At 72.0% G+C, this 24,396-nt stretch carries 13 protein-coding genes; 2 read left to right on the top strand and 11 right to left on the bottom strand.

The genetic code is table 11. From position 1 onward, the window contains the following. Positions 1–5: 5 nt before the first annotated feature. Complete coding sequence (gene guaA / locus ACWDR3_RS30835) at positions 6–1,586, bottom strand: glutamine-hydrolyzing GMP synthase (protein WP_450355856.1); 1,581 nt, start codon at positions 1,584–1,586, stop codon at positions 6–8. Between the two features lie 271 nt (positions 1,587–1,857). Between guaA and ACWDR3_RS30830 the strand changes: the two genes are divergently transcribed. Further along, on the top strand, positions 1,858–2,115 hold the full coding sequence (locus ACWDR3_RS30830) for a chorismate mutase (protein WP_450355855.1): 258 nt from the start codon (positions 1,858–1,860) through the stop codon (positions 2,113–2,115). Positions 2,116–2,715: 600 nt separating this feature from the next. Here the strand turns inward: ACWDR3_RS30830 and ACWDR3_RS30825 are convergent. The 9 genes from ACWDR3_RS30825 to ACWDR3_RS30785 form a co-directional block, all read right to left on the bottom strand. After that, a complete protein-coding gene (locus ACWDR3_RS30825; RefSeq protein WP_450355854.1) occupies positions 2,716–3,858 on the bottom strand; it encodes a hypothetical protein in 1,143 nt (380 codons plus the stop codon). Between the two features lie 240 nt (positions 3,859–4,098). After that, on the bottom strand, positions 4,099–5,877 hold the full coding sequence (locus ACWDR3_RS30820) for a GMC family oxidoreductase N-terminal domain-containing protein (RefSeq protein WP_450355853.1): 1,779 nt from the start codon (positions 5,875–5,877) through the stop codon (positions 4,099–4,101). Between the two features lie 46 nt (positions 5,878–5,923). Further along, complete coding sequence (locus tag ACWDR3_RS30815; protein WP_450355852.1) at positions 5,924–7,552, bottom strand: succinic semialdehyde dehydrogenase; 1,629 nt, start codon at positions 7,550–7,552, stop codon at positions 5,924–5,926. 178 nt (positions 7,553–7,730) lie between these two features. Further along, on the bottom strand, positions 7,731–9,605 hold the full coding sequence (locus ACWDR3_RS30810) for a protein kinase domain-containing protein (RefSeq protein ID WP_450355851.1): 1,875 nt from the start codon (positions 9,603–9,605) through the stop codon (positions 7,731–7,733). 59 nt (positions 9,606–9,664) lie between these two features. Next, positions 9,665–11,338: a serine/threonine-protein kinase gene (locus tag ACWDR3_RS30805; protein ID WP_450355850.1), complete on the bottom strand. Its 1,674-nt coding sequence runs from the start codon at positions 11,336–11,338 to the stop codon at positions 9,665–9,667. Between the two features lie 54 nt (positions 11,339–11,392). Continuing rightward, entirely contained in the window at positions 11,393–13,072 is a 1,680-nt protein-coding gene (locus ACWDR3_RS30800; protein WP_450355849.1) for a protein kinase domain-containing protein, read from the bottom strand. A gap of 80 nt (positions 13,073–13,152) precedes the next feature. Next, on the bottom strand, positions 13,153–14,985 hold the full coding sequence (locus ACWDR3_RS30795) for a serine/threonine-protein kinase (RefSeq protein WP_450355848.1): 1,833 nt from the start codon (positions 14,983–14,985) through the stop codon (positions 13,153–13,155). A 210-nt stretch (positions 14,986–15,195) separates the two neighbouring features. Next, complete coding sequence (locus ACWDR3_RS30790; protein WP_450355847.1) at positions 15,196–18,312, bottom strand: protein kinase; 3,117 nt, start codon at positions 18,310–18,312, stop codon at positions 15,196–15,198. Between the two features lie 162 nt (positions 18,313–18,474). Beyond that, complete coding sequence (locus tag ACWDR3_RS30785; protein ID WP_450355846.1) at positions 18,475–20,766, bottom strand: serine/threonine-protein kinase; 2,292 nt, start codon at positions 20,764–20,766, stop codon at positions 18,475–18,477. Between the two features lie 395 nt (positions 20,767–21,161). On the opposite strand from ACWDR3_RS30785, the gene ACWDR3_RS30780 reads away from it, so the two are divergent. Next, positions 21,162–22,223 carry a serine hydrolase domain-containing protein gene (locus ACWDR3_RS30780; protein ID WP_450355845.1) on the top strand — a complete coding sequence of 354 codons (1,062 nt, stop codon included), beginning with the start codon at positions 21,162–21,164 and terminating at the stop codon, positions 22,221–22,223. 202 nt (positions 22,224–22,425) lie between these two features. Here ACWDR3_RS30780 and ACWDR3_RS30775 read toward each other — a convergent pair whose 3' ends face one another. Then, a complete protein-coding gene (locus tag ACWDR3_RS30775; RefSeq protein ID WP_450355844.1) occupies positions 22,426–24,132 on the bottom strand; it encodes a glycerol-3-phosphate dehydrogenase/oxidase in 1,707 nt (568 codons plus the stop codon). Between the last annotated feature and the right edge of the window lie 264 nt (positions 24,133–24,396).

Raw genomic sequence — 24,396 nt, 5'->3', positions numbered from 1 at the left:
AGGGCTCACTCCCACTCGATGGTCCCCGGCGGCTTGCTCGTGACGTCGAGGACGACCCGGTTGACGTCGGCGACCTCGTTCGTGATGCGCGTCGAGATCTTGGCGAGGACGTCGTACGGCAGGCGCGACCAGTCGGCCGTCATGGCGTCCTCGCTCGACACCGGGCGCAGGACGATCGGGTGGCCGTAGGTGCGGCCGTCGCCCTGGACGCCGACGCTGCGGACGTCCGCGAGCAGGACCACCGGGCACTGCCAGATCTCGCGGTCCAAGCCGGCCGCGGTCAGCTCCTCGCGGGCGATGGCGTCGGCCTCGCGGAGCAGGTCGAGGCGGTCCTTGGTGACCTCGCCGACGATGCGGATGCCGAGGCCGGGGCCGGGGAAGGGCTGGCGCTGGACGATCTCGTCCGGCAGACCGAGCTCCTGGCCGACCATCCGGACCTCGTCCTTGAACAGCTTGCGCAGCGGCTCGATGAGCTTGAATTCGAGGTCTTCCGGCAGCCCGCCCACGTTGTGGTGGGACTTGATGTTCGCGGTGCCCGTGCCGCCGCCCGACTCGACGACGTCCGGGTAGAGCGTGCCCTGCACCAGGAACGCGACCTCGGGGCCCTCGTCCGCGATGATCTCGGCCTGGGCCTGCTCGAAGACGCGGATGAACTCGCGGCCGATGATCTTCCGCTTCTCCTCGGGGTCCGAGACCCCGGCGAGCGCGGTGAGGAAGCGCTCCTCCGCGTCCACGACCTTCAGCTGAACGCCGGTCGCGGCCACGAAGTCCTTCTCGACCTGCTCGGTCTCGCCCTTGCGCATCAGACCGTGGTCGACGTACACACAGGTCAGCTGCGAGCCGATGGCCTTCTGGACGAGGGCGGCGGCCACGGCGGAGTCGACGCCGCCGGACAGGCCGCAGATGGCGCGCTTGTCGCCGACCTGCTCGCGGATCGCGGCGACCTGCTCCTCGATCACGTTGCCGGTGGTCCAGGACGGGGTGAGGCCCGCGCCGCGGTACAGGAAGTGCTCCAGGACCTGCTGGCCGTGCGTGGAGTGCATGACCTCCGGGTGGTACTGGACGCCGTAGAGCTTCTTCTCGTCGTTCTCGAAGGCGGCGACCGGGACGACGTCCGTGGAGGCCGTGACCGAGAAGCCCTCGGGGGCGGCCGAGCAGGCGTCGCCGTGGGACATCCACACCGACTGCTCGTCCGGGGTGCCCTCGAAGAGGGTGGAGGACGACCGGGAGACGTGCAGCGGGGTGCGGCCGTACTCGCGGGCGCCGGTGTTGTCGACCGTGCCGCCCAGCGTCGTCGCCATCAGCTGGAAGCCGTAGCACATGCCGAAGACGGGGACGCCGGCCTCGAAGAGCTCGCGGTCCAGGCGCGGGGCGCCCTCCGCGTACACCGAGGACGGGCCGCCGGAGAGGATGATCGCCGCCGGGTTCTTGGCGAGCATCTCGGCGACCGGCATGGTGCTCGGCACGATCTCGCTGTAGACCCGGGCCTCACGGACGCGACGGGCGATGAGCTGGGCGTACTGCGCACCGAAGTCGACGACCAGGACGGTGTCGGGGGCGGCGGCAGTAGGGGTCGCTGGTGACACGGGAGCCTTCCGGCGGTGGGGCGGGGGTCTTGTGCGTACGCCGATTCTACCGAGGCCCGCCCCGGCGCGGTCCCGTGGCATACTGGCGCCCATGCTCACGCACCCGACCTTCCTCTTTACCTATGGCAACCGGCCCACCGGCTGCCATGGTCGTGCTGCTTGAGCAACTGACAAGCGACTTCCCAGGCGCCCCGGGCCGACAAGGCCCGGGGCGCCTGTCGTTTCCCGGGTCGTGTCGCTCCAGGGACGCCGTTCCGACGAGGAGCCCCCTATGACCACCGTCACGACCGAGCAGACGATCGCCGACGCCCGCGAGCGCATCGACGCGCTCGACGACCGGATCATCGGTCTGATCCAGGAACGGGCCGCCGTGTCCGCCCTCGTCCAGGAGGCACGGATCGCCTCCGGAGGGCGGCGTGTGAACCTGTCCCGTGAGAACGAGATCCTCAGCCGCTACAGCGACGCGCTCGGCAAGCCCGGCACCTCCCTCGCGATGACGCTCCTCGAACTGTCCAGGGGGCGCATCTGAGTTCGGGCCCCCTCTCACCCGTACGGCGCGTGACCGCGGCGCGAACCGCTTCGTTGGTCCCGATGTCCGTGCCAGCCAGGGGCGGGCCCGAAAGAACCACGCGTGGCTCCGCTGGGGCGATGAGATGTACGGGATCGTGCCGTGCGTCGTGGGACCTCGCCCCAGGGTCGTGACCGGACGGCAGGGGACAGCAGCCCGGTCACCCAAGAGAACGGTCGGCTCCGGGGACGCCCGGGGCCGTCCGGCGGAATATGCAAATATGCACGATCCTGGGTCAAACGGTTGCGGAGGCCGCGAGCATCCAGCACGATGCCTAGAAAGCCCCAAGTCCCGCCAGAGTTCCATCTATTGACCTGTACCAGCCCATCGCACAGCCCTGTACTTCCGTACTGCCAGAGGTCGAGACCATCCGTGCGCCCGGTTCGCGCCGGGGCGGCGACCAGGGCGCACAGACAAGCGGCGCAACCCCCCGGCGCCGCTCCCAGGCACCGGCGCTGCCCTGACGTCGGTGCTGACGGAGAAGGGCCCCGCGGACGCACGTCCCGCGGGGCCCTTCGCATGCGTACGGAGCCCGTGTACCGAACCCGCGTACGGAGTCCGTCAGGTGCGGCTCACCGTGCCGCAGTCCCCGCTCTCCTTGCCGATGTCCCGGCTGCGGTCGTACGGGTCGACCGCGGGACCGCTCGGCGTGGCACTCGCGGAGGGGGCCTGGGACGGGAACTGGGGGTGCAGATAACCGTCGTTGACGTCGCAGGCGGAGTTCCCGGCGTCCTCGTCGTACTTGGCGATGCTCAGCCGCCCCGGCGTCACCTTGTAGTGCGTGGGGTCGAGGAGTTCGGTGTCGATCACGCGGCGCACGATGGTGCGGGTCACCTCGGTCGAGCCGTCGGTGCGCACGACCGGGTAGACGAAGGTGTAGTCGGCGTGCACCGAGACCGCGTCGAACTTGCCCTTCTTGAAGGTGATCCGGCCGCGGGTCTTGATCACGTCACCGACCAGCCGCACCTCGCTCGGGTCGAAGCGGCTGAACATCGACAGCGGATCGTGGGCCTTGGTCGGCGTGCGCAGGGCGGTGTTCAGGTCGTCGATCAGCTTCGGCTGCTTGGGGTCGAGCACCGAGAGCGCGACCTCGGGCCGGGCCCCTGCCACCACCTTCGGGTTCAGGTTCGCGTCGACGAGCAGCTTCCTGGTCTGCTGGAGGGCCAGTTCGACCCGGTCCTCGGAGACCGCGCCGAGGGCCGTGGCCTTCGGCAGCACGATGCCTGCTTCGCCGTCGGCCCAGCGCAGCGCGGGGGAACCGGCGAACGGCTCGTCGAGCGTGGGGATGTCGGGGTCGGCCGCGGCGGGCGGCGCGGTGGGCTTCGTGCTCTCGGCGGGCAGCGGGGAGGAGGAGGCGCCCGCAGCCGAATCCGAACCCGAACCGAAGGGGTCGCCCGGCAGCAGCGACGGTTTCATCGCGACGAGGGCCACGGCGATCGCGACGGGTACGCCGATGATCGCCCACGCCTTGCGCCGACGGCCCTTCTTCGGCGTACTCGTCGGGCCGGTGCGCCAGCCCTCGGGCGGCGTCCCCTCGCGCTTCAGCCGCTCGGTGACCATGCGGGCCCGGGCGGAGGGTTCCTTGGGAGCGGAGTCGCGGATGTCCCGCTCGGTGTCACGGATGAACTGCTCCCACACCTCGTCGGATATGGGTGAGGACGACGGCTCGTCCCCCGATGGATCCTCGGACCGTCTGTCAGACATCGGACTCTCTCTTGGATGGGTCGACGGGCCGAGGATAGCCATGCCCATGCCGATTCATCACGCCGAAAAGTTTCCGTGAATACGGAGGCAACCATTCCCGCGCCTCGTCGGTCACACCACCAGAACCACCGGTCTTATCACCAGGACCACCAGCCACAGACGAAGTGCGGGACCTGCGCTCGGAGGGGGGTGCAGGTCCCCACTTCGTCTGCTGCGGCTCCCGATGGGGAGCCTGGGCCGCTACTTCTTCGCGGGCACTGTCGGCATCCCCAGGAACGGCAGCCGCAGCCCGCCGAACGCGTCCGCGGGGACGGCCGGCGCCTGCGGCTCGACCGGCTTCAGTCGCTCGTACGCCGTTCCCTGCGCGGGACGCGGATCCGCCTCGCCCTTGTTGGGCCACAGCGACATCGCGCGCTCGGCCTGGGCGGTGATCGTCAGCGAGGGGTTCACACCCAGGTTGGCCGAGACCGCGGAGCCGTCGACGACCGAGATACCGGGATGGCCGTAGAGCCGGTGGTACGGGTCGATGACACCGCTCTCGCGCGAGGAGCCGATCGGGCAGCCGCCGAGGAAGTGGGCGGTGAGCGGGGTGCCCATCAGCTCGCCGACGTTCGAGCCGGCGAAGCCGTTGATCTCGGCGGCGATCGCGGTCGCGCCCTCCGAAGCGGCCCTGATCTGCTTGGGGTTGGGCGCGCCGTGCCCCTGCCGTGCGGTGAGCAGGCCCCTGCCGACGCCGTCCGGTTTCAGGTACGTCGTCAGGGAGTTGTCCAGCGACTGCATCACCAGGCCGATGATGGTCCGCTCCGACCACTGCCGGTTGGAGAGCGAGCGCAGCACGAGGAGGGGATGGCGGACGGCGTTGCGCAGCCAGGCCAGCGCCCTCGACGAGCCCTCGGCGTACGGGACTTGGAGGATCGACAGGCCGCCCATCGAGTTGGAGCCCCGGCCGTAGCGGACCGGCTCAATGTGGGTGTTCTCGTCCGGGTGCACCGAGGAGGTGATGGCGACTCCGCGCGTGAAGTCGACCTTCGGCTCGCCCGTGGCCTTGCGGTAGCGGCGGTTGTTGGTCTGGGCGCCCACCAGGGCCTCGGAGTTGGTGCGGGTCAGCTCGCCCAACTTCTCGGAGAGGTAGGGCAGTTGGCCGCCCGCCTTCATCCGGTGCAGCAGGGTCTGGGTGCCGTAGGTGCCGGCCGCGAGGACGACCTGGCGGGCCTTGAAGGTGCGGCCGCCAGATTTCCGGCGGTCATCGGTGGGGAGCGTGGCGACCGCGTAGCCGCCCCGCGAGTCGTCGGTGACCGACACGACGGTCGTCATCGGGTGCACGACCGCGCCCGCCTTCTCGGCGAGGTAGAGGTAGTTCTCGTTGAGGGTGTTCTTCGCGCCGTGCCGGCAGCCGGTCATGCACTCGCCGCACTCGGTACAGGCCTTGCGGTCGGGTCCCGCGCCGCCGAAGTAGGGGTCCGCGACCGGCTCGCCGGGGGCCGCCTTCGACTCCCCCTCGGCGTCCTTGCCGTCGCCGAAGAAGACGCCGACCGGGGCCATGTGGAAGGTGTCGCCGACGCCCATCCGCTCGGCCGCGGCCTTCAGATGGACGTCGGACGGGGTCATCGTCGGGTTGAGCCGTACGCCGAGCATGCGCTGCGCCTGGTCGTAGTACGGCTTCAACTCCTCCTGCCAGTCCGTGATGTCACGCCACTGGGGGTCCTCGAAGAACGGCTTCGGCGGCACGTAGAGGGTGTTGGCGTAGTTGAGGGAGCCCCCGCCCACGCCCGCGCCGGCGAGGACCATGACGTTGCCCAGGAGGTGGATGCGCTGGATTCCGTACATGTTGAGCTTGGGCGCCCAGAGGTAGTTCTTGAGGTCCCAGGAGTTCTTGGGGAGGGACTCCCGGGTGAAGCGGCGGCCCGCCTCCAATACGCCGACGCGGTAGCCCTTTTCGGTCAGGCGCAGGGCGGTCACCGAACCGCCGAAGCCGGAACCGACGACCAGGACGTCGTAGTCATAGGCATCTTGCGACAACGTGTTCTCCTCATTGAGATGCGCTGCGGGCCGTCCGCGGCCGTGATCACCTGAAGCGGAGGGCCTTCATCACCCGCAGGCTCGTGGTCATGAAGGCCGCGTACTTCTCGTCGTCCATGCCCAGCGCGGGAGCCATCGGCAGCAGGCGCTGCTGGGCGATCGTCTGGGCCTCGGTGTACTTGAGGATGCCCTCGGAGCCGTGCCGGCGGCCGAGCCCCGAGTCCTTCATGCCGCCCATCGGGGACTGGACGCTGCCGTAGGCGGAGGCGTAGCCCTCGTTGACGTTGACCGTGCCGGTGCGCAGCCGTGCGGCGACCGCGCGGCCACGGGCGGTGCTCTTCGTCCAGACCGACGAATTGAGGCCGTACGGCGTGGAGTTGGCGGCCTCGACGGCCTCGTCGTCGGTCTTGAAGCGGTAGAGGGAGACGACCGGGCCGAAGGTCTCCTCGGCGCAGACGGCCATGGGGGCCTCGACGCCGTCGAGGATGGTCGGCTCGAAGAAGTACGGGCCGATGTCCGGGCGGGCGTGGCCGCCGGCGACGAGCGTGGCGCCCTTGGCGACGGCCTCCTCGACATGGCGGGTGACGGACTCCAGCTGGCGTTCGCCGGCCAGCGAGCCCATGTCGGCGCCGTAGGCGAGGGAGGTGCCCAGGCGCATGGCCTTCGTGCGGGCGGCGAAGCGGTCGAGGAAGGCGTCGGCGATCGACTCGTGGACGTACAACCGCTCGATGGAGACGCACAGTTGGCCCGCGGAGGAGAAGCAGGCGCGGACCGCGCCCGCGGCGGCCTTCTCGACGTCGGCGTCCTCCAGGACCACCATGGCGTTCTTGCCGCCGAGTTCGAGGGAGACGCCGACCAGCCGGGCCGCGGCGCCCTTCGCGACCTCGCGGCCGGTGCGGGTGGAGCCGGTGAAGGAGACGTAGTCGGCGTGCTGGACGATCTCCGGGCCGATGACCGGTCCGTCGCCGATGACGACCTGGAAGAGGTCGGCGGGCAGGCCGGCCTCGATGAGGAGGTCGCGGGCCCACAGGGCGGTCAGGCAGGTCTCGGTGTCGGGCTTCATGACGACCGCGTTGCCGGCGGCGAAGGCGGGGAGCGCGTCGCCGACGGAGAGTTCGAGCGGGTAGTTCCAGGGGACGATCTGGCCCACCACCCCGCGCGGGTGGCGCAGTTCGGTGACCTTGGTGAGGTTCGGCATGGCGCCGGTGTGCCGCTTCGGCTTCAGATAGGCCGGGGCCTTGCGGCCGTAGTGGCGGGCCGCGACGGCGACGGCCTGGACCTCCTCGTGCGCGTGCAGCCGCGCCTTGCCGGTCTCCAGCTGGACGAGGTCGAGGACCTCGGCCTGCCGGGCCAGCACCAGGTCGTGGAAGCGCAGCAGGACGGCCGCGCGCTGCCGTACCGGTGTCTGCGCCCACAGGGCCTGCGCCGCACGGGCCGTCGCGAAGGCCTCCGCCACGTCCTCCGGCGTCGACTCCGGCAGGTCGGCCAGCTTCTCGCCGGTGAAGGGGCTGTGGTTGGCGGTGCGCCCGGAACCGGCCACGCCCTTGGTGAGCTGGGCGACCAGCTCGGGGGTGACCACGTCCGCGGCGGTGCGGGCGCCCTCGGGGGCGGGGGCGAGGGGGTTGGTGCCGGCAACGGTGGTGCCGGTCTTCTCCGGGGCCTGCGAGTCCGTCATGACGGGCAGCGTATGCCGGAGCGGAGCCTTTGGGTACCCGTCGGTAACGCGGCTTCACCGACCGCACACACACCGCCAGTGATGACTGGCAGCGAAGCCGCTGATCAGGGCGTTGTTCGAGGGCGGCCGGGGATTGCGCGGAGCTGGCCGGGGATCGTGCGGGGGCGACCGGCGCGTTTCAGCTCTTCGCGATCACGAGACGGTCCTTGGCCCCTTCGAACACCGCGGCGCCCTTCTTCTCGCTGGGCGTGCCCTTGGGCATGTCCACCCGCAGCTCGTACATGCGGTCGTCCGCGGTCGCGATGATCAGCTGGATCACCCGGGTCGGCGACTCCTCCTTGTCGTACGTGAGGTCGGAGAGGACCGCGTCCAGGCCCTGGTAGACGGTACGGGTCGACTCGCCGCTCGCGTCGCGGGCGTACAGGTTCCAGGTGTCGAACACCTGCTGCGCGCGGTCCAGTACGGTGCCGGGCGCCTTGTCCCACAGGGTGAGGCGGACCTGGATGAGCCCGACGTCGTAGACGACGAGCCGGGGCTGGTCGGCGGCGCTGCCCTCGCGGGCCATCTCCTTGTACGCGGCGGGGAGGTAGAGGACGGCGTCCATGTCCTGCTCCCGGTGGGCGATCCAGGAGGAGGCGGAGGGGCTGGGGGTCGGGGCGGGGGCGGGGACCGCGGTGCGAGGGGCCGCGGGGACCGAGCTGTGGGCGCTGGACACGCTGCCGGACCGGTCGTCGGACGCCGTGAAGTGGGGCACGGTGAGCAGGGCCCCGCCGAGGACGAGGATGCCGGCGGTCGCGAGGAGGGCGGGGTGGCGGAGGGGTGAGCGCCTGGAGGGGGGACGGGGGTGGGTGTCGGGGGTGGGGACGGTCTGCGTCACCGGTTCGGAGGGGGGCGGGTTCTCGGCGGGCGGGGTGTCCTCGGAGTCCGGCGCGGAGTCGGGGTGGGACGCGGAGTCGGGGTCGGACGCGGAGTCGGAGTTCGGCGCGGAGACGGGGTCCGGCGCGGAGACGGGGTCCGGCGCGGAGTCGAGGTCGGACGCACGCTCGGGTGCCCGACCTCCCCCCGCCGTCACGTCACTCGCCGCCGCCGACCCCGACGGTGCTCGTGACGCCGGCCCCACCCCCAGCCGTACCGTCCCCGCGTCGTCCTTGAACTCCCTGAGCAGGGAAGGGTCCTGAACGTCCGTCACCTCCCCGGCGGAGCCGACCGGTACCGGCCAGCCCTCGGCCACCGCCTCCAGGATCGCGGACGCCTCCTCGGGGCCGGGCCGCTGTTCGGGGTCCTTCGCCAGCAGGCGGGTGATCAACGAGCCGAGCGGGCCCGCCTGTTTGGGCTCGGGCGGGTCGGAGGCGATGACCGCGGCGAGGGTCGACTCCAGTGTCGTACGCCGGAACGGGGACCAGCCCTCGACGGCCGCGAACAGCACCACGCCCAGGGCCCACAGGTCGGAGGCCGGACCCGCGCCGCGGCCCGACATCCGCTCGGGCGCGACGAACTCCAGCGAGCCGATGAACTCCCCGCTCATCGTGAGAGATTCCTCGCCCTGGACATGGGCGATGCCGAAGTCGGTGAGGACGACCCGGCCGTGCGTGCCGAGGAGCACGTTGGCGGGCTTGACGTCCCGGTGGACGATGCCGACGGCGTGCGCGGCCTGCAGGGCACCGAGGACGGCGTGGCCGATACGGGCGGCTTCGGGGGCGTCGACCGGGCCGCGCTGGAGGAGTTCGTGGAGGGACTCGCCGCGGACCAACTCCATGACGATCCAAGGGAGTCCGTCCTCCTCCACGACGACGTCATGGATGGAGACGGCGGCCGGATGCTCGACCCGGGCGGCGGCGCGGGCCTCACGGTAGAGGCGGTGGGCGGCCCGCTGCCGGTGCTCGTCCTCCGGATCGCCGGGCAGCCGGGGCTGCTTGACGGCGACGTCCCGGCCCACGAGTTCGTCGTACGCGCGCCAGACAGTGCCCATCCCGCCGGAGCCGATGCGCTCGGTCAGCCGGTAGCGCCCACCCAGCAGCCGTCCCTCGCGCGTCCGTTCGCCGCCTGCACTCATGCCCCATCAGTACCCTGCGGGGCGCCCGGTTGTCGACGCGGGCCGCCGCCGCGGGCGGGTCACAGGTTGTGGATCTGCCAGTTCGCGATCACGGACCTGGCGATGTCCCGGCCCTCGTCCGTGAAGTAGCCCTTGCCCGGGTAGTCGATCCACAGGCGGTACATGTCGCCGTTGTCCGCCCGGTAGTACCGGACCTCGGCCTCGCGCGGCTGCGGATTCTGCGAGTCGGCGGCCACATAGGTGAGGTGATTGCCCTCCGCCTTGCGGCCCTTGTACGTCGCCTCGTCGGGTCCGCCCTTGGGCGCGGGTGTGTCGCCGATGCCCCAGGAGTACTCGCCGTCCTTGAGCGACTCCCACTCCGCGAAGGCCCTGGCCGCGGCGGAGTCCGGGATCTCGTTGTCCTTGTCGTCGGCCTTGGCGTCCCGGTCCACGCTGATGTAGACCGCGCTGCTGGGGTCCCTGAACCGCACGGTGGTCCCGTCGGAGTCCGTCTCGCGCTTGTCCCGCACGAAGCCGGCGGGTACGGCGATCGTCGTGCCGACCTTCTTGCCGAGGTCGTGCGTCTTCCAGCCGTCCGGCAGACCCCCCGACCCCGCGAACGGATCCGCGACCGCCACATACGCCGACGCCCCCACCACCAGCGCGGCCACGACCGCTCCCGCGCCGAACGCCAGCCATGGCTTACGTCCGGACCGGGCGCCCGCGATGACCTGAACCGCCTGTGTGGGCGCGGGAGTCGGCGGATTCGCCGTCTCCTCCAGCAGCGCCCTGACCTGAGCGGCGTTCGGTCTGTGCGCCGGGTCCTTGTGGAGCAGGCCGGTGATGACGTCGGCCAGCGGTCCGGACGCCGAACTGGGCGGCGCCGGCGTGCCGTTGAGGACCGACTGGAGCGTCGCCGGGGTGTTGCTGCGGCGGAACGGCGAGACGCCCTCCGTGGCCGCGTAGAGGACGACGCCGAGGGACCAGAGGTCGGAGGAGGGGCCGGGGCGCTGCCCCAACACCCGCTCGGGGGCGATGTATTCGGGCGAGCCGACGAAGCCGCCGGTGTCGGTCAGGTTCGTCTCGCCCTCGATCTGGGCGATGCCGAAGTCGGTGAGGACGACCCGGTCATGCCGGCCAAGCAGCACGTTGTCCGGTTTGACGTCCCGGTGCAGGATGCCCGCCGCGTGCGCGGCCTCCAGCGCGCCGAGCACCTCCAGGCCGACCCTGGCCGCCTCGCGGGCGTCCAGCGTGCCCTCCTGGAGGGCGTCGCCGAGCGAGCGGCCGTGCACCAGCTCCATGACGATCCACGGCTGGCCGTCCACGACGGCCACGTCATGGACGTTCACGACGGCCGGATGGTCGAGGCGGGCCGCGGCGCGGGCCTCGCGGCGCATCCGCTCGAAGGCGTTGGCGCGTTCGCGTTCGGGAAGCGTGTCCGGGACGCGCGGCTCCTTGACGGCGACCTCGCGGTCCACCGTCTCGTCCTTGGCCCGCCACACCGTCCCCATGCCACCGTGCCCGAGCTTGGCCAGCAGCCGGTAGCGACCGGCGATGAGCCGACCGGTGCCGGGTTCCTGCGGCGGGGCGGTCTGGTGGGGCGGGGTGGCCTCGTGGGCCGGGGGCGCCTGGTGGGGCGGTGCCACGTGACCCGACTGCACGACCTGCGTCTGCGCGGCGACCGGGTTGGGCGGTTGCAGAACAAAACTCGTCGTGTCGTCGGGCCCGTGCCCGGATCCCCCGTTGCTGCTCATGTCACCATGCATATCGCGCCACGCGGCTCCACATCCAGACAGAAGGCACAGCGGTCACAGAGCCGTGACGAACGTGTCCACGGCGACATCGAAGTACTCCTTGGCCTCCCGCACCTTCCCGACCGGCGCCGAGACCCACACGTCGTACAGCCGCCCGTCCTCCTCCCAGCACAGGTCGTAGGTGTGCCGGGGGCCCTCGGCCGTGCTGAAGCCGTTCCAGGTGAACTCCCAGAGAGCGGCGGGGAGTTCGTGGTGTGTGGTCTCCGTGACCCTGCCGTCGTGGTAACCGGGGTTCGTGTCCGGGCCCTTGGCCGCCGCGCGCCGCATCACCGCGAGCGGGCCGCCCTGTTGGGGATCGGTGACCTTGATGCCGAGGCGGAAGGTCTGTCCCGGCGACAGGTAGAAGACGCGCTCGCCCTGGGGGCTGCGGGTGAAGTCCTCCGGCACGGCGAGCGAGAAGCCGGCGGGGTCGTCGGCGACGCGGTAGCCGGAGGGGGCGGAGGCGTGGGGCCCGTCGGTGGGCGCGGGGGAGGAAGCGCGGGGCGCGCTCGGCGTCGGCGTACCGGCTGAGGGCGTACCACTCACCGGCGTACTAGGCGCGGACGTACGCGAAGTCGGCGTACCGGCCGCCGTCGTCGCGCTGACCGACACCCCGGGCCCCGAACTCTTCGGCGTCCCGCCGCCTCCGTCCCCGTCCCCGTTCATGAGCAGCGCCGCCGCCGACACCCCCGCCCCGGCCATCGCGGCGACGAGCAGCGCGGCCACCAGCACGCCACGGGTGGAGCGCCGGGTCTCCACGGTCGGGGAGGACGAGGGCGAGGACGGTGTCGGAGCAGGCGCCCGCGTGGGTGTGTCCCGCTGGGTCGGTGTGTAGCCGGGCGGCAGTTGGGGCGTGCGGCCGGAGTCCAGATAGGCCCGCAGCATCCGCTCGGCCTGGGGCGCCTCCAGCCGCCGGTCCGGGTCCCGCTCCAACAGGCCCCGTACGACGGGCAGTAGGGGCGCGGCCTGGGCCGGCGGGCGGATCTCGTCGAAGACGACGGCGTGCAGGATGCCGCCCAACGAGTCGCGCCGGAACGGGGATTCACCGCTGACGATCGTGCACAGCAGCGCGCCCAGCGACCACAGGTCGGACTCCGGTCCGGTCCGCGCCCCCGACATCCGCTCCGGTGCCGTGTACTCGGGCGAGCCGACGAAGGCCCCGGTCTCGGTGAGGGTCGTGGCGCCCGCGACCTGCGCGATACCGAAGTCGGTGAGGACGATCCGGTCGCCCTCGGAGCCCAGCAGCACGTTGGCGGGCTTGATGTCACGGTGCAGGACACCGGCCGCGTGCGCAGCCGCGAGCGCGCTCAGCAGGGCGATGCCGATCCGCGCGGCCTCGGGGGCGTCGACCGGGCCGCGTGTGGAGATCCGGTCGGCGAGCGAGCCGCCGTCGATCAACTCCATGACGAGATACGGGCGTTCGTCCTGCTCGACGACGTCGTGGACGACGATGATGTGCGGGTGGCGGAGCTGTGCCACGGCACGCGCCTCACGCAGGGTGCGATCGCGCTGGCGGCGGGTCTCCTCCACGGAGAGCGTCTCGTCGAGGTCGAGCGGTATCTCCTTGACCGCCACCTGCCTGCCGAGCAGTTCGTCGGTCGCCCGCCACACCACGCCCATGCCACCGCGCCCCAGCCGCGACTCCAGCCGGTAACGGCCCGCGATGACGCGGACGCCTGCCCCCTCGGTCCCCATGCGCCCCATCATGCCGCACCGGACGAACCGGCTCCGGGGCGGCGACCGGCCAACCCGCCTCGCGGACAGGGCCGTTCAGGTCACTGCGAGGTCTTCTCCTGCCAGCCCTGCAGCACCGACGTGAACTGCTTGCTCGTCGTCGCCCAGTCGTCGGCCGGCGAGGAAATGTAGATCACGTACTCCGTGCCGTCCCGCGCGATGTACGTCTCCTCGACGGCCCGGCGCGGCCCGGGGAAGGGGGTGTCCTTCGCCCGCGCGGTCCAGGTGTACTCCCAGACGGAGCCGCTGCGGTCGCGGTAGACGTTCTTCTCCAGCCGCACGGTGTGGTAGTCGACGAGCCGGTCCGTGAGCTGCTGGTCCAGGTCGGCCTGGTGGTCGTAGGCGGTCGCGAAGTCCGGCGAGGTGTCGATGGCGATCCGGACGAAGTGCTCGCCGCCGTCGGGTGTGTAGTCGACCTGCCGCAGATCGCCGGCGATGCCGACGACCGACCGCTTCCAGCCCGCGGGCAGATAGACGCTGAAGCCCCAGGGGTCGTCGTACTTCTGCCACGAGGAGGGCACGGCCCCGTTGGAGTTCTCCGTGGCCCCCGACGACGCCGACGGCTGCGGGCTGGACGACACCGAGCCCGACCCGTCGTTCTGCCGCCCCTCGTCCCACTTCTGCAGCGCCACGACCGTCCCCCCGCCGACGACCGCCGCGAGGACGACGGCGAGCACGAAGGTCCGCAGCCGCCGACGCTTGGGCGCGGGACCGGCGCCGATGCCGGTGGGCCCTTCCGGTCCCATCCCGTGCGGCCCGACCGCCGTCGGCCCGTTCACCGGCGGGTACGGGGTGGCCGAGCCGGAGGGGTACGAGGTTCCCGGACCCGACGGATACCCCGTACCGGAACCGGGCGGGTACGAGCCGCCGGAGCCGGACGGATAAGAGCCGCCCGAGCCGGTCGCGTACGGCGGCGGCGCGGAACCGGCCTGCGGGCCCCGCCCGCCGGACCCCGACCGCGCGTCCGTCCAGGACTCGGCCTGCGGGCCCGTACCGGCCTCCGGGTCGTGGCGTACGCCGGAGTGCTGCGTCGGCACGTACACCTGCGCCCCGTTCGGCCGGCGCCCCTCCGCCGCCTCGGCGAGCAGTTGCTCGGCCTCGGCGGTGTCCGGGCGCAGAGCCGGGTCCTTGTGCAGCAGCGCGGTGATGACGGGGGCGAGCGGTCCTGCGTGGGTCAGCTCGGCGGCCTCCTCCTCGACGACCGCCTGCATCGTGGACAGCGGCGAGGTGCGGCGGAACGGCGACCTGCCCTCCACCGCCGTGTACAGCGTGGCGCCCAGCGCCCACAGGTCGGAGGCGGGGCCCGGGTCGTGGCCGCGGACCCGCTCGGGGGCGAGGTAGTCGACCGAGCCGACGACCTCGCCGGTGCGGGTGATCGTCGAGTCGCCCTCGATCTGGGCGATGCCGAAGTCGGTGAGGAGCACGCGCCCGTCGTGCCCGATGAGCACGTTGCCGGGCTTCACATCGCGGTGCAGCACGCCGGCGGTGTGCGCGGCGCGCAGCGCCCGCAGCACCCACAGGCCGATCCGGGCGGCCTCGGCCGCCTCGATCCGCCCGCGCTCCTTGACCGCGTCGGCCAGCGAGTAGCCTTCGACGAGCTCCATCACGATCCACGGCCGGCCGTCGTGTTCCAGTACGTCGTGCACGGTGACGACCGCGGAGTTGTTGATCCGCGCGGCGGCGCGCGCCTCGGCCCTGGTCCGCGCGAGCAACCGCTCCTGGTCGCCCTCGGACACATAGAGCGCGGCGGTCAACTCCTTGATCGCGACGGCCCGGTGCAGCACCTCGTCATGCGCGCGCCACACGCGGCCCATGCCACCGCTGCCGATCGACTCGGCGAGCCGGTATCGGCCGGCGACAAGCTGGCCCTGCATCTGATTCACGTTGCCCCGCAATGGTCTTGACAGGCTCAGACTAAGGACCGGCCCGCGTCCAGGGAACCAGGGGGGTCCCAAGGAAACCCCACTGTGACGGTTGTCGCTTCTGGGCCGCGGAGTGAACCGATCGCCCCCTTCACGCACTGTTCACAAGCGGAGGCCATCCGGTGACGTGAGCGGAGGTCGGCCCGTCATGCGGACGGGAGGTCAGCCCGTGAACTGATAGGTGGCCGACGCCTGCTCGTACAGCCGTGTCACCTCGTCCCGTTCCGACTCGGGCCCGCGCACCTGCACCACGTGGTACCGGCCGTCGATCAGGATCGCGAGATTCCGTACGAAGAGGTCGCGCCCCGAGTCGTCGCTCCAGGTGTACTGCCCCTCGGCCATCTTCCGTTCGCCCACCGTGATCGACTTCAGCCCGGTGGCGGTGGCCCAGCTGGAGGTGCGGTACGGCTGCAACTCGTGCTCCGTGTCCCGCTGGTACGCCATCGGGTCGCTGCCGTAGGTCACGGCGCCGTCGCGGCCGGGCACGAGGATGAGCTCGAAGTCGCCGTGCGCGTACACCACCTGGTTCCAGGAGTTCTTGGGCGTCCGGGTCCAGCCCTTGGCCACGGCGACCTGGAAGCCCTCGGGGTCCTTGCGCAGGGTGAACCCGGCACCGACGTCGGGTCCGGAGGTCGCCGTCTCACTGACGCTCGCCGACGCCGACTTCGACGGTGTCTTCTCCGGCTGCGGCGAGGTCTGGTCCGGCCGCGGCTCGCTGCTCGCGGTCAGGTCCGACCGCTGCGGCTCGGGACTGACCTCACCCGCGGCCCCGGTCCGGTCCGTGCCTGCCGCGCCGTCGTCGCCGGACTTCGGCATGAACATCAGGGCGTACGCGACGGCCCCGGCCAGCAGAAGCAGGATCAGCAGCAGGAGGGTGCGGCCGAGGTGACGCGGCGACTTCGCCTCGGTCTTGGCCCGCTTGTGCCGCCCGTGCGGGGAGGTCGCGGGCAGCCCGGCCCGCCGCCTGCGCACCAACTCGCCCCGCCTGCGCACGATGGGCAGCCGGCTGGAGTCGGCGGGCGGCGCGGCCACCACGTTCACCCCGGCCTCGGCCTCGGGCGCGGACCGCACCAACGACCGCAGCCAGCCCCGGAGTTCCTCGAACTCCAGCCGCTCGGTCGGATCCTGACGCAGCAACGACTCGACGACCGGCCGCAGCGGACCGCACTCCTCCGCGAAGGCCGGCGGCTCGGCGCACACCATCTGCACCAGCTCGGCCGTCGACTCCTCCGGATACGGCGCGTGCCCCTGCACAGCCCGGTAGAGCAGCGCCCCCAGCGCCCACAGGTCGGTGGCGGGCCCGATCGGCGCGGCCAACTGCCAGTTCTCGTGCACGGGTCCGGCCTGCTCCGGCGCCCACCGCTCGGTCACCGGCCCCACCACGGCCATCCGAGCCTGCCGCGCCCGCTCGGCGGCGAGCGGAGTGGCGGGCCCACGCCGAGCGGCCGGGACGTCGGCGCGGAGGTCGTCCCAACGGTTCGGGGGGTGGGGGCGCTGGCCGGAGGCGGAGTGGTCGGGCGCGGCGGGAAGGGCGGTGGCGCCACGATGGGTTCCCGGCTGACCAGGGTGAGAACCAGGGCCGGGCAAGCTGTGCGTACCGGTCGAGGAGTCGGGATGACCCGCCGAGCCGGGGTGGGTGCCGAAACCGGGCTGACCGAGCGCGCCGGGGGTCGGGACGCCCGTCGCGGGGGCTGCGCCCAGGCCGGGAGCCGGGGCGCCGGGCGCGGAGGGCATGCTGAAGCCGGGTCCGGCACCCGCGCCGGACCCAGGCGCGTACGCGGCGGGCTCCTGGCCGACGCCGCCTCCGGGATGACCGCCGGCCTCGCCGCCGGGCGGCAGCGCGTTACGGTCCTGCTCCCCCGTCACCGGAGTCGCCCCCCGAGGCGTCGCACCGTGCCAGGAGGTACCCACGCCATAGGGGTCGGCGATCTGCCCCGGCGGCGCTCCCGCACCGGGCCTGCTCTCCACGCCGCTCCCGGGGGGATACGGCTGTGCCGAGCCGTTGGTCCCCGGGCCGGGCCCGACCTCGGGTGCCGGCCGGGCACCAGGCAGGGCCGCCCGCCCGTGCTGCTGCGCCTCCTGGACCCGGGCCGCGGCACGGGCGCCCGCCCGGTACGCCGCGATCGCCCCGGCCCGCGCGGCCCTGATGTCCCCGCCGCCTTCGAGTGCCTTCGGCGCGAGGGCGCCCTGCGTCCCCGTCCCGTTGGCCGCCGTCTCCGTCCCGGCCGGCGGCAACCCGCCCGCCGCACGCGCGTTGATGGCAGCACGCCGAGCGGCCTCGGGATCAACGCCCCCGGCACCACCCGCCGTACCACTCGGACCGCCCTGACTCCCCGAAACGCCCGTAACCCCCGGGGAGTTGCTTACTCCTAAGGCACCGGCACCCGCACCGACACCACGACCAGCGCCACGGGAACCACCGGTCCCGCCGCCCGGCCCACCGGCCCCGGCGAATCCCTGGCCCACGGCCCCGCCAGGACCCCCAAGTCCCTGTCCCGCTCCGGACCTCTGCCCCGCCCCCGGCCCTTGCCCAGGCCCAATTCCCTGCCCCTGCCCCTGCCCCTGCGCGTGACCGTGCCCGAGCGCCCCCGGCGCCCCGGTCCCACCAGCGCCGCCCATGCCGATGCCCGCACTGCCGCCGCCACCCGCGCCGTCGTCATCCGGGGGCGGCACCGGGTCGTACCCGCACAGCGCCTCCTCCGCGGCCCCCACCGCGAGCCCGGTCAGCATCACGCGGCCGTCGTCGCAGACGAGCACCGTGCGCGCGGTGATGTTCCGGTGCACCCAGCCGTGCGCGTGCAGCACCCGCAGCGCCATGAGGACGTCGGAGGCGACTTCGGCCGCCCGGTACGGCGTCAGCGGCTTCTCGGCGAGCAGTGCGGCCAGCGGCCTCGCGGGCACCAACTCGCTCACTATCCACAGCGACCCGCCCTCGGCGAACACGTCGAAGACCTGGTCGAGCCGGGGGTGGTCGGGAATCCGGGCCGCGGCCTGCGCGGCGTCGACCGCGCGCCGTACGACCGGATCGGTGGGCCGCCGCGGTTCGCCCCGCGTCGGGGGCCGTCGCGCCCCGCGATCACGCGCCGTGAACCCCTCGGGCAACCCCTGGTCGTCGAGCACCTCGGCCTCGACGACCTCCGGCAACGGCACCTGGCGGACGAGGACTTCCTGTCCGCTGTAGGTGTCGAAGGCGCGGGTCTCCCGCAGTTCGTACTCGTCGGAAGGCGGCAGCGGCAGGCGGTAGCGGTCGGCGAGGACCCGTCCCGCATAGTCGTCCACGTTGCCTCCCCCAGCCGCCCGGTCGGTCAATTCCGTTCGCCTCGCGTCCCGTTCCGACGCATACCCGGATGCGTACGGTCCGCGAACCTTCACGATACGTGCCGGAGGCAACTCGCAAAGAGGGGATGCCAGATCTCACGCCCCAAACACGGGCCAGTCAGCTCACGATTTGGGTTCGAACGTCTTCGCGAGGGTCTGCCATGTGGCCTTGCGGAGGTCACTGTCCCAGTTCGCGGCTTTCGCCGTATACATCAGCGCGTACCCGAGACTGCCGTTGACCACGAACCCCCGGTCTATCGTCCGGTACTTGGTGCCGCCGTCCACGTAGGTGAACTCCCAGTCGGCCGTGTTCCAGCCGCGGTAGTCCACCTGCTCTATTCGGATCTTCGTGTACTGCGAGCGCTCCATGGAGCGCTCCTGGTTCTTCCAGTCGGCGACCGGATCGCCCTTGGGCGTGGACGTCCAGGCGACCAACAGCTTCTGTCCGTCGGGCCCCGTGAACCGGTCACCCGCCCCGTCCGAGGACTGGTACTTCCACCCCGCGGGCAGCCCGATCGAGTACCCCTGGCTGCCCTTGTGCGTCGACTCGACGCCGGCTTCGCTCCCGGACGATCCGCCCGACCCACTCGAACTGCCCGAACTCGACCCGTCGCCGGACGCGTTCGCACTGGCAGTGGCGTCCGCCTCGTTCCCGGAACCGGTGTTCCCCGAGGAGGACCCGTCCGCCTCCTTGCCCGCGCTCGTGTCCTCCTTGGTGTTGTCCCCCGACTCGGAACCCGTGCTCGCCTTGGCGCTCGAACCCGCGCTCGCAGCAGCCTTGTCGCTCCCGCTGCTGCCGTTCTTGGACCCGTCGTCGTCCCCGCCGAGCGTGAAGGCCAGCACGACGGCGAGCACGGCGAGCGCCACGACCACCGCGATGATCACCAACGTCCGCCTCGGCACCACATCCGTGATCGGCGCCCTCGGCACCGACCGCGGCGGCAGATCCGGCGGCGTCATCACGGGCCACCCCGAACTCCGCCCACCACCCGAGGCGTTGGACCCCGAAGCCGCTGAAGAAGCTGATGAGGGCGACGAGGGGGCCGAGGGGGACACCCCTGAAGACGGCGACACCGTCGTCGAGGCCCCGCCGGAAGAACCCCGAGAAGCCGAACCACCGGACGCGGGGGGAGATTTGGGAGCCGCAGGAACAGCCGGAGCGGCAGGAGTCACGGGAGCAATGGGCTTCGTCGCGGCAACAGGCGCCGCAGCGGCCGAAGAAGCCACCGCCCCGGCCGAGCCGGCCGCACCCGCGCCACCGGCACCGTCGTTCCGGGCACCGGTCCCGCCCTCAGGGGCCGAACTCTCCGGCCCACTGCCCGACTTGGTCCGCGCCGCTGCAGCCGACCCGGCGGCGCCGGCCGCCACCGCCGCCTTCTTCACGGAACGGAACGCCCCGCGCAGCTTCTCCGCGGCCTCCTCGCCGCGCTTGCCGCCGGAACCCGTCGAACCCGAACTCCCCTTGCCCCGACGCCCGTCGGGCTGCGCGGGCAACGGCACGACCCTGGTCGCGTCGGCCGCCGGCTCCGGCTCGGCCTCCTTCGGCTCGGGCGCGTGGATGACCGCGTTGAGCATCCGGCGCGCACCCGCGTCGTCGAGCCGCTGCGCCGGGTCCTTGGTGAGCAGTCCGTAGATGACGTCCTTCAGCGGCCCCGCGTTCTTCGGGTCCTCCAACGGCTCGGTCATCACCGCGGTGAGGGTCGCGATCGCGGAACCCTTGTCGTACGGGGGCGCACCCTCGACTGCCGCGTACAGCAAGCCGCCCAGCGACCACAGGTCGGCCGCCGGACCGGGCTTGTGCCCGCGCGCCCGCTCCGGGGAGATGTAGGAGGGCGCGCCGACGAGCATGCCGGTCGAGGTGATGGACGGGTCGCCCTCGACCTGGGCGATGCCGAAGTCGGTGAGCACGACACGGTCGGTCTCGGACTCCAGCAGCACGTTCGACGGCTTCACGTCACGGTGCAGGATGCCCTCGCGGTGCGCCGAACGCAGCACGTCGAGTATCGCGAGGCCGACCTCCGCGGCCCGCTTCGGCTCCAGCAGGCCGTCCTCGCGAATGACCTCGGCGAGCGACTTGCCCTCGACGAGCTCCATCACGATCCACGGCCGGTCGTCCTCGTCGACCACGTCGAAGACCGTCACCGCGCTGTTGTTGCGGATCCGCGCGATCGCCTTGGCCTCGCGCAGCGTCCGCGTGATCAGCCGCCGTTTCTCCTCGTCGTCGATGCTCGACGGGAACCGCAACTCCTTGACCGCGACCGTCCGGCCCAGTGTCTCGTCCTCGGCCCGCCAGACCGTGCCCATGCCTCCGCGGCCGAGCACTCCTCCCAGGCGGTACCGCCCGGCGAGAAGACGCTCGCTCTTGTCCTGACGAGTGTCCTGGCGAGATGTGCCCGCCCGCTCCGCCTCCGACATGCGTCCCCTCATACAACCCGCCCTGACAGAGCCTCCATTGTCCCTCACCCGACAAGTGCCCTACGCCCAGGGTGCCTCTGACGCCCCACCCGGACCCGAACACCTGCCCCAAAACCCTCACGCATCCGGAACCCCGTCTTCCAGGCCCCCGAACCCGCAGTAACAAAGCACCCGAAGCCCCCGCATCCCAAGACTCCGAGCCCCGGAACTCCCTCACCGGAACCACCCGTTCCGCTCAGCCCGGCCCCCGTTGAACCCCGCCCTCACCCGCCCTGCATGATGGGCCCCACCAAAGACGGACCGGGCCCGGTTCAGAGACGGACCGAAGACGGACCGGAGACGGACCGGACCCCGTTCGGAGACGGACCCGACAACGACCCACGACGGGACCCGCGATGCCACCGCTTCGGACACTACTGGCCCTGCCTGTGTCCCTCGTGTCCCTCGCACTCCTCGCCCTGACCCCGGCGCCCGCCTCGCCCCCCGAACCACCAGGCCCGCCGGTCACGGCCGCACTCCTCCCCCTCCTGGTCACCCAGGGCCACGCCCCCGCCGCGGCACTGCTCGCCCAGGAAGACTCGGACACCCGCTACGCCGCCGCGGGCACCGGCATCTCCCGCGCCGACCACTTCCGCGCCGGCAGCATCACGAAGACCTTCATCGCGACGGTCGTCCTCCAACTGGCCGCCGAACACCGGCTGTCCCTGTCCGACACCGTCGAGGACCACCTGCCCGGCCTCGTCCGCGGAGCGGGCAACGACGGCCGCACCCTGACCCTGCGCGCCCTACTGACCCACACCAGCGGCCTGTACGACTACACGCGCGACACCGCGGGCACCGTCCCCCTCACCCCCGTCCAAGCCGTACGCCTCGCGCTCACCCACCCTCCGGCCGACCGCGGCCAGTTCTCTTACTCCAACACCAACTACGTCGTGCTCGGCATGGTCGTCCAGCAGGTCACCGGCCGCTCCTACGCCACCGAGGCCGAGCGCCGCATCATCGCTCCGCTGGGTCTGACCGGCACCTCCTTCCCCGGTTCCCGCACCACGCTCCCCTCCCCGCACGGCCGGGCCTACGCCGCCGACGGAACCGACGTCACCGCACTCGACCCGCGGGTGGCCGGCGCCGCGGGCGAGCTGGTGACCACGCTCGCCGACCTGGACCGCTTCTACGCGGCCCTGCTCGGCGGTGAACTGCTGCCCCCGCACTGGCTGCGCGAGATGCGTGACACCCGGACCGCACACGGCTCGTACGGCATGGGCCTGTTTCCCGTGAAGCTGCCGTGCGGCATCACGGTGTGGGGGCACAACGGACGCATCTCCGGCAGCTACGTGCGCACCGCTGCCACCGTCGACAGCCGTCGTGTCCTCACCTTCCGCGTGAACACGACCGCGATCGCAGACCCCGACCTCGAACCCCGGTTGCTCGCCGCCGAGTTCTGCCCCCGCACCTCGTAGAACGACCCGGTTCCGAACGAAGATCCCGGTTCGCGACACTCGTTCGAGTGATAGCGCGGGCGGCCCGCGGAACTCCGCGGACCGCCCGTCACAGCACCACTCGGCGACCACTCGACGACCGCTCGACGACCGACCGGCGACCGACCGGCGACTGCCCGGCGGGGCACTACCCGCCGCCCCGCAGGGCACCCCGCCGCGCGTCCTACAGCGGCACGATGTCCGGCGCCCCCAACCGCGCCGCGTCCGCCGTCAGGTCGTCGGGCTGGCGCTGGGACTCCCGCTCGGCCTCCACCCGCTTCTCGTAGTGCTCGACCTCGCGCTCGATCTGGTCCTTGTCCCAACCGAGGACCGGCGCCATCAACTCGGCCGCCTCACGGGCACTGCGCGTCCCCCGGTCGAACGTCTCGATCGAGATGCGCGTGCGCCGGGTCAGCACGTCGTCCAGGTGCCGGGCGCCCTCGTGCGAGGCGGCGTAGACGATCTCGGCGCGCAGATAGTCGTCGGCGGCCTGCAGGGGTTCGCCGAGCGAGGAGTCGCCGGCGATGAGGTCCAGGACCTCCTCCGCCATCGACCCGTACCGGTTCAACAGGTGCTCCACGCGCACCACATGGATGCCGGTCTTGGCCGCGATCCGCGCCCGCGCGTTCCACAGCGCCCGGTAGCCCTCCGCGCCGATCAGCGGCACGTCCTCGGTGACGCACTCGGCGACGCGCATGTCGAGTCCGTGCACGGCCTCGTCCACCGCGTCCTTGGCCATCACCCGGTACGTCGTGTACTTGCCGCCCGCCACGACGACGAGCCCCGGCACCGGATGCGCCACGGTGTGCTCGCGCGACAGCTTGCTGGTGGCGTCGGACTCGCCGGCCAGCAGCGGGCGCAGACCGGCGTAGACGCCCTGGACGTCGTCCCGGGTCAGCGGCACCGCGAGCACCGAGTTGACGTGCTCAAGGAGGTAGTCGATGTCCGCGCTGGACGCGGCCGGGTGCGCCTTGTCGAGATCCCAGTCGGTGTCCGTCGTACCGACGATCCAGTGCCGGCCCCAGGGGATGACGAACAGGACGGACTTCTCGGTGCGCAGGATCAGGCCGGTGGAGGAGTTGATGCGGTCTTTCGGTACGACGAGGTGGATGCCCTTGGAGGCCCGTACGTGGAACTGGCCGCGCTCCCCCACCAGCGCCTGGGTGTCGTCGGTCCACACGCCCGTCGCGTTCACGATCTGCTTGGCGCGGATCTCGTACTCGCCGCCCGCCTCGACGTCCTGCACGCGCGCGCCGACGACCCGTTCGCCCTCGCGCAGGAAGGCGGTCACGCGTGCGCGGTTGGCGACCTTCGCGCCGTACGACGACGCGGTGCGCACCAGGGTGGCCACGTACCGGGCGTCGTCCATCTGGGCGTCGTAGTACTGCAACGCTCCGACCAGCGCGTCCTTCTTCAACGCGGGGGCCACGCGCAGGGCGTGACGGCGGCTCAGGTGCCGGTGCGTGGGCAGGCCTCGACCGTGCCCCCGGGCCATCGACATGCCGTCGTAGAGCGCGACGCCCGATCCCGCGTACAGGCGCTCCCAGCCCTTGTGCTGGAGCGGGTACAGGAACGCCACCGGCTTCACCAGGTGCGGGGCGAGCCGCTCAAGCAGCAGCCCACGCTCCTTGAGTGCTTCCCGTACGAGGGCGAAGTCGAGCATCTCCAGGTAGCGCAGGCCGCCGTGGATGAGCTTGCTGGACCTGCTGGACGTGCCCGAGGCCCAGTCGCGCGCCTCGACCAGGCCCGTCGACAGGCCGCGGGTCACGGCGTCGAGGGCAGTGCCCGCGCCGACCACACCGCCGCCCACCACCAGCACGTCCAGCTCGCGCTCGGCCATTCCCGCCAGTGACTCGGCCCGCTGCGCCGGCCCCAGTGTCGCTGTCCTCACAGCTGCCTCCCGCTTTCCGCTTTCGGTAGCGCCGGCCACACCCGTCGGGCGAAGCCCGTTCCGTTCCCTACTCCCCCCACCCCGGATTCCTACGTCCCCCTCCTCCCCAAATTCTGACCGTGTTGCCCAACTTCAGCCACTACTGGGGCCTCCCTTTCGGATCAGCCCGGCGTCGCGGGCCCTGGCACGCACATCTGCCGCGTTGTCGTCACTCGCCATGGCTCCGCCATGACTCCCTCCTCCGCCTTGCAGCTGCACGCACCA

The organism is Streptomyces sp. NPDC001002, assembly GCF_053599215.1.
This window is presented reverse-complemented; position numbering and strand designations above follow the sequence as displayed.